Raw genomic sequence first — 10,006 nt, 5'->3', positions numbered from 1 at the left:
GAAAAACTCATGCGTAAGAACCGTGAGTTAGATTTGGAGGCGTATGCTTTGCAGACTGCACGCACACGAGGAATATCCGACAGCGCAACTAAGTTGTATGACGAGGCTGTTCGACTGCTGGATTCGTTTACAGGAGACGAGCGAAAGTTCATGCATGGCCATGATTTTGTCACTCACCTAAGAATATCATTCTTGAATGCAAGAATTAGTCCTCAGCTGGTCCGTACCGACGAAATTCTAAGCAAATTGCTATTTGCTTCTTTGGAGCGAGAGTTTCTTGAGACCTACCCTCTTTTCCAAAATCTGCGTTCCAGACTGGCGTAGTCGCCGCGGCCAAGCGGGCTGGCTTCTTCGGGGGCACGTATTATGTTCGTTTCGGTCGGTCAAATCAATCGGCCTCGGTTTGGAGAGCTTCTAGCTGGTGCTGCGGCCGACACCGGAGCATTTCTGGGGCGTCCCAGTTTTCTGGCATTTGGTCCATAGACTGCTGCTCCACGTTGTCTTGGCTTGGGTCCTAGTTTTTCAGCAAAATCCCTCTCCGCTTGCTGACGCGGAGGGGGCGGGGTGGGGTTTGTAGGATTCGGGAGATGTGACTTTGGTAAGCCTCTCTCTCTTTGAATCTTCAGGCCAATCTTATGCGTCGGGCTCTCTGCGGTGTCCTGCTGGTCGTTGTCGTCTCTCTCTGCTGTCGGGTTTTCCGATGGGCCGATCAGGCGTTTGCTGCTTCGCAACGCGTCTGTTTCTCGTCAGGTGGAACGGAATGTCTGTACCGGACCGAATTGTTCAAGCGATTCGGTCGCGGAATCCGCGGCGGTTTCGCCGTGGGGTGTGGGTCAGTCGGTGCCGGCGGGCGCGGTGGTGTTGGGGCCGACTTCGCCGGCGGTGGTTTCGCGAACGAATGCGTCGGCGTTCGTAACGCCGGCTGCGGGGGCGATGCCGTTTGATGCGGCGGAGAATTTGATTGAGACGGAAGCGTCGGACGGGTTTCGGCGGGCGGTGATCAAGGCGTCTCGGAAGGCCCGGCGGAGTGGGGTGATCACGGTGCGTGACGCCGCGCTGCTGCGTGTCGCGTTGATCTCGCCGTCGTTTCGGCAGGCCGCCGAGGACTTGGCCGTCACGCAGATGGCGTTCTCCGGGGATCCCGCGGTCGATGACCTGCCGCGTAAAACCAGCGGGGAGATCGATCGCACGGCGATCGATTGGGAAGGCTTTGGGGCGTTCATGAAAGTGTTCATCCCGCTGCTGGTCGAATTGTTGATCGCCGTCGGCGTCGGAGCGTGAGCATGACGGAAGCTCTCACTCTGCCCGCGGACGTCGATCAGGCGTCGTATTCCACCAAGCCGCTCGGGCCGTCCAGCCAGGGATGCTGCAAGGTCAGCAACGGGAACGTTTGCGGCTCGGGCTCCCTGGTCGGTGTTCGCAACGGCCGGTCGCTGATCCTGACCAATGCCCACGTCGCCGGCACGACGCTGGGCAAGTCGATGCGGTGCACGTTCCCGCACGCCAGCAACCAGACGGTCACGGCTATCATTCGGATTCGACAGGCTGGAAGCCTATCCCACGGTTGGGCTGACATGGAGATGGGTATGAATGGTGACAGTTCGAGTTTGCCGACTTGGGTGACGGGTGGCATCGTTGCGATCATTACGTCCCTGGCATCCGCGGTGGTGTTCATGTTCAGGCTTTCCACTGGTCAGGTTGCGAAGCAACTGGAAGTGGTTCAGGAATCGCACACGGTCGAGATCGCGAAACTGAAGTCGGACCGCGACACGCTGAAGGAAGAAGCCGCACGCTGCCGGCGCGACCGCGAAGAGCTGCGGGTGGAGATCGCGGAAGTGAACGCCCAGCTGAACTTGTATCTGGAACTCCGTCCCACCGACGCTCGCCCGACGGGCGATCCAACCGCGAAGGAACGCAACGATGGATTACCTGGCTGAAATCAAACCCCATGAAGACGCCGGTAAGTCGGACGCGGAAATCGCGGACTACTTGTTGGCACTCTGCCGACGCAACCTCCCCTGCGGCACGATCGTCACGCTGTGCAGTCCCACGGCGCGGTGGTCCGTGACTTGGAGACCGAAAAGCTGGGCGGTCCACTCTGGGATGCGCTCAAGGCCTCTCCGGATCCACTGGCCGCCTGGTTCCTTCGGCACGTTTGGATGGATCGCCGTGAATCGATCACGCTGGACGGATCCGAAAGCGATGTGACCGGTGTCAATTCGTTCGACGTCGTGGTCGGCTTCGGACGGTTGGCCACACGAAGACGGTCATCCGATCCACAGCCTGATGAACCTGATCGATTCCAAGGACGGGAACCGTCAAGAAGAGGTATTTTCGTTTTGCATGACGGTCAACCAGCCGCGATCGCCCTGGGTTTGGCCGCTGGAGGGAGCCCGGTACGGGAACATGGGGATCAAGATGTTCGGCAAGCGGGAGCTTGAAAACCGGTTCGGGGGAAACAGCTCCAAGAACCCGAACGAAATCTCCGGTCTGCAGTGCATCCAGGTCAACACGATGGTGACGCAAAACTGGTTGGACAACGCGATGGTCCGCCGGCTGCCGGGCGACCCGACGTCGATCATCCTGCCGCGTCAGATCGTGGGTGACCTGGACCTGTTCGATCAGCTCCTCAACGAGCGCTACAACCCGCTCGAGGGCAAGCACGTCCGGATCGACGAATCAACGATCCCGGTCGACTTCCGCGACGTCTTCCGCTACGCGCGGACGTCGGCCGAAGTGTTCACCAACAGCAAGTGGGAGCGGCAACCCAAAGAGCGCCGCTTCCCGGCCGAGAACCGCGACCAACGACTGCAACGTCAAACCAAGCTCGCGTCATCCCCGAAGCAGCAACCCGCCACGAAACCGTCCTCGGGCGGTTTCCTCCGCAAGTCAAACACTCAAGGCCGATTCATCCGGAGGCGACGATCATGAGCGACGACCTATGCCCGGTCTGTCAAAAAGGAACGCTGCGAGTCGAAACGACCCGCGTCAACCGCAAGTTCAACACCCGCACGCGGTACTACCGCTGCGCAAACTGCGGCTACCGACCGGAGCGGAAAAGTGTGGTGTCGCTCGATACAGCGCCGGTGCGGATTGCGATGCGGAAGTCGTGGTTGGGACGGAAGGCGCGCGTGTAGAAGTGACGAAACCAAGCAGGCCAACACCTTCGTTTGAGGTCCGATTAATTGAAAAAGAGATGCGCCCCGAATGGCACAGGAATCAACAAAGGAGGATTCGGCAACCGTTGGTGTCTAGCCTTTAGGCGATTCCCGATCGCTGCTTTGCAGCGACAGTGGGCGGTCAAAGCCTGCACACCGACACCAATGCCTTTGCGATTCAGAGATCCCTCAGCTGTAGCTGTCTCCAGCAGTCGCCCGAAATTCGATGTCTCCTTCCTGGTACGATCGTTTTCAAGCGGAAACCCGCGTCTCACGGCCACGCATCCCAGGCGGTTTGGGGATTCGGTGCAATCCGAGGGCAAATCCCATTGGCGTCGTTCGCTAGCCTTCCATCAAAGTGCTGAGCGAATCTCTGCCGACTCACTTGAGCCATCGAGATACCTCATCACCTCGATGAAATCGTCTTCACGCAACAGCATGGGAACGTTGAAGCTGAAATCGTAGAAAATCTTGGCATCTTCTGACATGTCACGTTGGATGTTGAATGAGAACAATTGGAGATGCCGCCAAGTCAAACGGGTCCGGGGGGGCATCCAATTGGTTGCTTTGATTTCCGCGTCGACTAACCGGAATAGCTTTGGTTTGAGTTTCGGCCAGGATTGAAGCACATCCTCGGCGATCTGGCGCAGATGTTTATAGTCTTGAGAGTCTTTCTGCCCCCAAACCCCGACACCAACTTTTTGGCCGGCAAAGGTGATGTTGCCAAGGTAAGCCTGAATACCGGCATCCCACTTGAGGCGTTTGATGATCTTGTCACTCACGTTGAGGATCCAATATGCGGCTGAACGAGACGAATCTTTTGCGTTTGACTCTGATCACTCAGCCGCTAAAGAGGCTGCCAATCACCGATCGTCTCGAATCCGTGACCAGGATGATTGATGGGGCAGGTCGAGTATTTCAATGCCCGTTAGAAGCAATCCCAGTCGAGTGACCACTTATTTCGCACGCGGTATAACACAGCAACTCCATCGTGCCCCCACATAAAGTTGGCCTTTTCTTCGCTTCCAATCTGAACGCAGTACCCTCGGTGATTCAGGCCATTCTGACAGGACACCGGCCAGCCACCAACCTTCGTGCGTTCGTGGGCACTGTAGTGCTTGCGTTCGGTTTTTGCCCAATCTTCGAGACCTCGAAATCGTGCTTGTTTTTCATCATCGACCAGTCCAATGTCATCAGGGTAGGTTGGGATCTCGTTTTCAACCTTTTTCCACTCGATTCGACAGGGCTTTAGGTTCGTGCGAGCAGGACGGATCATCGGACGCAAGCCGCGCAAGGTTGCGAAGGTGCGCACTGCAAACCAGTTATCCACATCAAAGCTGGGCATCACCGGAAACCCCTTATCTGGACGATCGCAAACGCAAAAAAGCTGGATCAAAGCAATCTTGTCGAGCTGCTTGGGACGATAGGGAAGGTCTTTCGTTCGGATTTGCAGAACACCCTCAAGTGGTCGAGAGTATTGGTGTGGCCATTCGGAATCCTTGCGACCGACAAACACGCCACCAAAGCACGATTCGGTTGGGGTCAATTGCTTCGAACGTTTGAGGATAGCGATAGACGCTGGCAGCACACATCGGTCGAGCTCCGCAAAGTGATCCGCAACGATTTGATCACGCGTCGATTGGTCAAGTTTTCTCTTTTTCATTGCGGATGGTGGATCACTGTCTTGGGGAGAGATCGAAAATCACGCTGACGCATCAATTGACTCGCAGTTCCAATAAACTCAATTCGACAATTCGCGAACATCGCCTGATTCGCTTGCACTCGAAGTCGTCGCTCCGCCGATAGGCGTAGAATCTTCGATGTACAGCAGGTTGTCGCGCGGGATGTACACTCGACGACCATCTTCTCGCTGAAGCACGATCCATCGATTGTGCGTGAACTCTTCGTAGGCCGGAGGGTTTTCCTCGTCTGTCATCGGCGTGGTGAATCCGACAAGAAGACAGCGTTCAAAGACTTGGGTTGCCGATTTGTCGTAGGCGATTCGGAAATGGAAATCGTGCGGTTTCGTAAAGTCGATGGCTTGGACATTGGCGGGCGCTCTTGTCCCGCCGATTTTAGGAGGACGCACCGGCTTGGGGGCCTCAGGCTTCTGCCACGGCCATCGCCATCCTGTTTGCCTCATGTCTTAGGCTCCGATCTGTGGGGGGAGATGTGCTCGACTCGGTGGTAGTCCTACTTTGCATGTCCGCGCAGAAAGCATAGCAATCGACTGAGCAGTGATTGCCCGGTCGCGTTGAAAGCTTTTCGTACTGGTGGTCGGGTGAGTGACCAATCGTATAACCAGTCGTGGAGCGTGCATTGGCACGACTGGACGTAGTCTAGCAAATTGTCTCCGGACTCGAATCCGTTCGGGTCCAACAAATGAATGTCAGCGTCTGTTGAATCCAAGGCAATGCAATAGACAAGTCCGCACCCGCCTTCGGCGATCGGGAGAAGATCCGCGGGCCAGTCCCAACCTTCTTCCTTAGGAACGTCCCACATGAATTCGTGGTACATCCCATCGATCGTCATTTGCGAATCGAGACCAACAAAGCCTCCACGCAGACCTAGCAGCCCACCGTGTGGTCCGAAGCCGCCGTTGCCAACGGTCGAGTACAAGTCAACGAGTAATTCAGGCAGTGGATCGTCGATGGTCTCGCGAGAATCTTTTAGCTGCGCGGCGGTAAGAGGCGGCGAAGGTGTTTGCCCCCAGCGTTTTGCCCCTGATTTGCAGCGGCGTGCCAATTGGTAGGTAGAGATTTCCATCGGTATTTGAATGACGTCAGCGGAAACTCGGTGCGAATGATTGTCGCGTCCGCAACATCTGCCCCAGATCACGGCATCGTGAAACCAACCGGGGCCTCGCCGCAGTTCAAACCGAGCGTCAGGACGTTACTGCACGAATATACCCGAAGCGTCTTCGCGCAGCGTCGCGAGTGGCGCTCACGAACCCAATCCGCGCAACTCCTGACCAGTCCAGATGACGTATGCGAACATCGCTACGATTGAGACGAAGAATATGACAATAGCCAGAAACGGAAGGAGTAACGCGCCTAAGATAAATCCAGGCAGGATCCACTCCGCACCGTGTTTTGCATTTCCGGCAGCAGCTCCAAAAAAACCGAGGACAAGACACCACCCCATCCAGTGCACCTGTCCAAATGCAACGCACGTGAATCCCAGGGCTGCGAGGCCAGTTGAAACCAACAACTTTGCGATCGTGACGCGTTCCGTCTTTGGAGGTCGACGCTTTGGACGAACGTAACCGTCTGGTAAATCTGTCATGAACGAGGCGTGGTCTGCGAGGTTTCCAGCATCGCGGTAAGGTTCAGCAGGTCGATCGTATTGATGGTCCATTTGTGAACTACTCAACCAATCGTTGCAGAACGTCCCAATCTATCACCCGGTCCATCGCCGGCCAAATACGAAACTGTCGTATGCATTCACCAAAAATCGACGCGACTGACGCAACGAAAAAGCCAAGCGAAAAAGCTGCCATCAGGTACAGGAGCAAAGGTTCTGACACCAAAGCGAAGACCATTATGAACATTGATCCGGAGATAACGGCATATCCAACTATGGCCGGCCACTGACGCAGAACAAACCGAAGTTGCGATGAGGAATTGCGGCGAATGAGCACGTTGCGCAAAACCGCTTTCTGAAAGTCGGTAAGTTGCGACTCTTCCGTTTGCGCGGGCGGAGAATAGGGCGACAAAGTTTCCATTCTCATATATCTCGTGGAATGACGATTCAAATGGTCGGGGAGCGGAAGGAATCAACGGGTGGGTTCGAGCGACATCGATCTTACCAGTAGACTCAACTTGTCCACTCAGTTGGATCCGTGTGTTGAGCCATGGCCGACCGGAGCAATGCCGTCAAGCCACATCTCTATCGCGGCAAGACACTTTTCTCTTGAGATGACGTCCTCGCGTCCAATTCCAGTGTAGTGCCAACCTGCAAGAAAGAATATGAAGTCGTGGTCGGGCGGATTCTCTTCAACAACCCAGGACGATTCATCGAGCGTAAGGTCTGTTAGTAGCCACCACTCTCGGCCAATCCCTACTTCAATGTGACCCCCAGAATTGTTCCTGCAAGACACTCCGATTCCGCCTATCACCTCGCCGCTATGTTCATCGATCGGCTCGGGACCATAGGGGTCAGCTCCGATTTGCTGGAGAAAATCAGCGTAAATCTCATCGAACAAACATTCCAATTCATCGAATGAGGCGACGAATAGGTCTCGAAAGTCAGTGTGCCCAGTTTTTTCGTTTATGTCGCCGACTGTGACTTTGCAAATCATCGCATGAGGAAGGTAATTTGAGTTGACGCAACTCATTCATCTGCGGTTGAAACATTGAGAGGTCCGCACGCATTCTCGCTGACAGACAACTCCGATGCAACTTGAGTAACCGGGGTGATCAGGTTGGGGCATTGTTTGTGTTCCTCGGAGCCCCCAGTGCCCTTACTGACCAGCGGACGCAAAATCCTATCAATAGGAACTGAATTGTTGAGTGGATGCGTATCGTAGCCATGCTTGAGTCATGGCCGACCACTTCTACCTCTCCGAACTCCAACAACTTCGCCGTGACGTTGTCGCCGCGATGCGGACGACGTTTTCCGGCGGAAAACGGGCGACGGCTTAGTTTTCGATCCGCAATCGCAGCCATCGGATGGAGTCGTTGGAGGATTGCCGGAAATTTTTGCAGTGGATCAATGAAGAGATCGGGCGGATGGAATCGGTCTCGAAGATGGTCCCCACGCGTCACCGGGCTCGATTGACCAAATGATCGCTCTCAATGGTTCGAAACGACGACGTCGACCTGGGGACCGGAAGGCTGCCTCGCGGCTTGAGCGGGTTTGGAATGCGATCGACGAGGCGATCTTCACCCTCGCGCCGACTTGGGGTGAGCGACGGATTGCGTCGCGGTTGAAACGCCGGTTGCTGGCCGAGCAGGCTGGTCGCTTGAAGGGGTTCGGGCGACGCTCACGTCACGCGCATCCGTCAGTTCGGTCCGCCCCGCACCGGGACGGACGTTGGTTCAACGACCACAGCGGGATCAATGACCAGTTGGAAGAAAGCCAGCAGGAGATGCAGTTCCGCGCTCGGGAACTGTACCAGTCGAATCCGCACGCCCACGGTGCGATCGAGGGCCGCGTTTCGCACGAGATCGGCGTCGGACTCGGCTGCAGACCGCAGATCACCGAAAGCAAGATTCTCACGAAGGAACAAGCGGATCTCGCCAACAAGACTCTTAAGAGAATCTGCAAACGCTGGAGCAATCGCGGGGTGGACCGCGCCCGGCGTCAATCGCTCGACGAAGCGCAGCGGCTGATCTGCCGAACCTACGCGATGTTCGGCGAAGCGTTCGTGCTGTTCCGCGACGCGCCGTTCCAGGGTCCGATCGGATTGACGGTCGAAGTCATCGATCCGATGCGGGTGGAAACGCCGCCGGATTTCCGCGACGACGAAAACGTGCGGATGGGGATTCGCTATCACGCGAAGACCGATCAAATCGTCGGGTACTACATCCGCAAACAGGTCAAAAACGGCAAACGCTACGACATCGAGTACGAATTCGTCCGCCGCTACAACTCCGCCGGCCAAGAGCAAGTCGTCCACTTGTTCGAGTCGATGTTTCCCGGCCAGAAGCGTGGCATCCCCTGGCTGTGCGCGGCATTCGCGTTCCTGAAGGATTTGGACGATTTCCACGAAGCGGAATTGATCGGCAAGCAGATCGAAGCCTGCTTTGGGATCGTGATCAAAACCGGCAAACGCGGCGGTACGCCGGCGGAGATCTCGGCTGGGATGGCGTCGGGCGAGTTCGACGAACAGGGCAACCCATTCGAAGAGATCTTTCCGGGGATGGTCGAACGGATCAATAGCGACGACGACCTTGTGAAAGTGGATCCGTCGCGGCCTGGTTCGACGTTCGCACCGTTCGTGGAGGCCTCGTTACGGGCGATCGCGGCGGCGTTGAATTATCCGTACGAGTTGCTGGCCAAGAACTTCTTTCGGACGACGTATTCGAGCGGCCGGCTGGCGATGCTGGACGGGCGGATCGGGTTTCGGATGCGTGCCCAAGCGATGATCCATCAGGTGCTGAAGCCGCTGTGGCGTCGGATCGTCGACGACGCGTTCTTCTATGGGCACATGGACGACGTGTCGGATGTGTTGACGTACACGCGGCATCCCGAAGAGTTCCACGATCATTCCTGGGGCGGAACGTCGTTTGGTGCCGTGGATCCGGAAAAGGAGGTATCGGCGCACGAGGTTGCGATCAACAGCGATCAGGAGACGCTCTCGGAGGTTTATGCCGACAAGGACCAGGATTGGCTGGAGGGGATGCAGCAGCGGGATGTCGAGTTGCGCGAGAAGATTCGGTTGGAGATCGCGCGGGAGAAGTGGGAAGCTGAGGAGCGGGAACGGGCGGGGTTGCCAAGCAAGCAGCGAGATGGGAGTGGGGAGGTGGGAGAGGAGAGTCGGGAGCTGGGAGAGGGGGAGTGAAGGAGCTGGCGTGGCATGACTTCACGAACCAGGGCGTTGGGCTACTAAGGCCAAACTGGCTCCCGAAGCACTGACAGCGCGGCCAGTAGGAATGTCCCGCCAAGAATCAATCCGGCAAACACGATCGCGACCAACCGACCGGCTTGATTCTCAACCGGTTTGGGTTTTGGTGTCTCTGGATCGGTCGGAGGGGTGTACGGGTTCATGGCACGTCTCAGTCTATCACAACGCTGGCCCCCTCATCCCCAGCCCTTCTCCCCCGCAAAGCCGGGGGAGAAGGGTGCCAGGGTAGGTGCGCGCGACGGATTCGTGGGAATGCCGTCGGGACGCGTTAGCCACCGGC

General features: G+C 56.7%; 13 protein-coding genes and 1 pseudogene. 7 read left to right on the top strand and 7 right to left on the bottom strand.

What is annotated here, in order from left to right:
- The 6 genes and pseudogenes from H1B37_RS33285 to H1B37_RS01435 form a co-directional block, all read left to right on the top strand.
- Window positions 1-324 (top strand): hypothetical protein (locus H1B37_RS33285; RefSeq protein ID WP_220497977.1); only part of this gene is annotated, 324 nt, incomplete at its 5' end.
- A gap of 393 nt (window positions 325-717) precedes the next feature.
- Window positions 718-1,281: a hypothetical protein gene (locus H1B37_RS01450; RefSeq protein ID WP_182864815.1), complete on the top strand. Its 564-nt coding sequence runs from the start codon at window positions 718-720 to the stop codon at window positions 1,279-1,281.
- A 2-nt stretch (window positions 1,282-1,283) separates the two neighbouring features.
- Window positions 1,284-1,937: a hypothetical protein gene (locus H1B37_RS01445; RefSeq protein WP_182864814.1), complete on the top strand. Its 654-nt coding sequence runs from the start codon at window positions 1,284-1,286 to the stop codon at window positions 1,935-1,937.
- A 236-nt stretch (window positions 1,938-2,173) separates the two neighbouring features.
- Window positions 2,174-2,221: pseudogene (locus tag H1B37_RS34270) on the top strand (hypothetical protein); the annotation flags it as partial.
- Complete coding sequence (locus tag H1B37_RS01440; RefSeq protein WP_182864813.1) at window positions 2,212-2,931, top strand: terminase gpA endonuclease subunit; 720 nt, start codon at window positions 2,212-2,214, stop codon at window positions 2,929-2,931. The pseudogene H1B37_RS34270 and the gene H1B37_RS01440, both read left to right, overlap by 10 nt.
- The gene (locus H1B37_RS01435) at window positions 2,928-3,137 is read left to right on the top strand and encodes a hypothetical protein (RefSeq protein ID WP_182864812.1); all 210 of its coding nucleotides are present in this window, start codon (window positions 2,928-2,930) and stop codon (window positions 3,135-3,137) included. Before H1B37_RS01440 ends, H1B37_RS01435 begins: the two co-directional genes overlap by 4 nt.
- Window positions 3,138-3,511: 374 nt before the next feature.
- On the opposite strand, the gene H1B37_RS01430 is transcribed toward H1B37_RS01435, so the two are convergent.
- The 7 genes from H1B37_RS01430 to H1B37_RS01400 all read right to left on the bottom strand — a co-directional run bounded on the left by H1B37_RS01430 (window position 3,512) and on the right by H1B37_RS01400 (window position 7,494).
- Window positions 3,512-3,940 (bottom strand): hypothetical protein, encoded by a 429-nt coding sequence (locus tag H1B37_RS01430; RefSeq protein WP_182864811.1) that lies wholly within the window; start codon window positions 3,938-3,940, stop codon window positions 3,512-3,514.
- Window positions 3,941-4,086: 146 nt separating this feature from the next.
- Window positions 4,087-4,821: a DUF1963 domain-containing protein gene (locus H1B37_RS01425; protein WP_182864810.1), complete on the bottom strand. Its 735-nt coding sequence runs from the start codon at window positions 4,819-4,821 to the stop codon at window positions 4,087-4,089.
- 78 nt (window positions 4,822-4,899) lie between these two features.
- Complete coding sequence (locus tag H1B37_RS01420; RefSeq protein ID WP_182864809.1) at window positions 4,900-5,247, bottom strand: hypothetical protein; 348 nt, start codon at window positions 5,245-5,247, stop codon at window positions 4,900-4,902.
- A gap of 104 nt (window positions 5,248-5,351) precedes the next feature.
- Window positions 5,352-5,924, bottom strand: coding sequence for an SMI1/KNR4 family protein (locus H1B37_RS34265; protein ID WP_182864808.1), 573 nt, complete (start codon window positions 5,922-5,924; stop codon window positions 5,352-5,354).
- 177 nt (window positions 5,925-6,101) lie between these two features.
- On the bottom strand, window positions 6,102-6,530 hold the full coding sequence (locus tag H1B37_RS01410; protein WP_182864807.1) for a hypothetical protein: 429 nt from the start codon (window positions 6,528-6,530) through the stop codon (window positions 6,102-6,104).
- On the bottom strand, window positions 6,523-6,882 hold the full coding sequence (locus tag H1B37_RS01405) for a hypothetical protein (RefSeq protein WP_182864806.1): 360 nt from the start codon (window positions 6,880-6,882) through the stop codon (window positions 6,523-6,525). The genes H1B37_RS01410 and H1B37_RS01405 overlap by 8 nt, the downstream gene beginning before the upstream one ends.
- Window positions 6,883-6,987: 105 nt before the next feature.
- The gene (locus H1B37_RS01400) at window positions 6,988-7,494 is read right to left on the bottom strand and encodes a hypothetical protein (RefSeq protein ID WP_182864805.1); all 507 of its coding nucleotides are present in this window, start codon (window positions 7,492-7,494) and stop codon (window positions 6,988-6,990) included.
- A 447-nt stretch (window positions 7,495-7,941) separates the two neighbouring features.
- Between H1B37_RS01400 and H1B37_RS01395 the strand changes: the two genes are divergently transcribed.
- The gene (locus tag H1B37_RS01395; protein ID WP_182864804.1) at window positions 7,942-9,663 is read left to right on the top strand and encodes a phage portal protein; all 1,722 of its coding nucleotides are present in this window, start codon (window positions 7,942-7,944) and stop codon (window positions 9,661-9,663) included.
- Window positions 9,664-10,006: the final 343 nt, after the last annotated feature.

It is taken from the genome of Stieleria mannarensis (assembly GCF_014154935.1).
In the GTDB taxonomy this organism is placed as follows: domain Bacteria; phylum Planctomycetota; class Planctomycetia; order Pirellulales; family Pirellulaceae; genus Stieleria; species Stieleria mannarensis.
The sequence above is the reverse complement of the archived record's forward strand: the minus strand, read 5'-3'. Positions and strand labels throughout refer to the sequence as shown.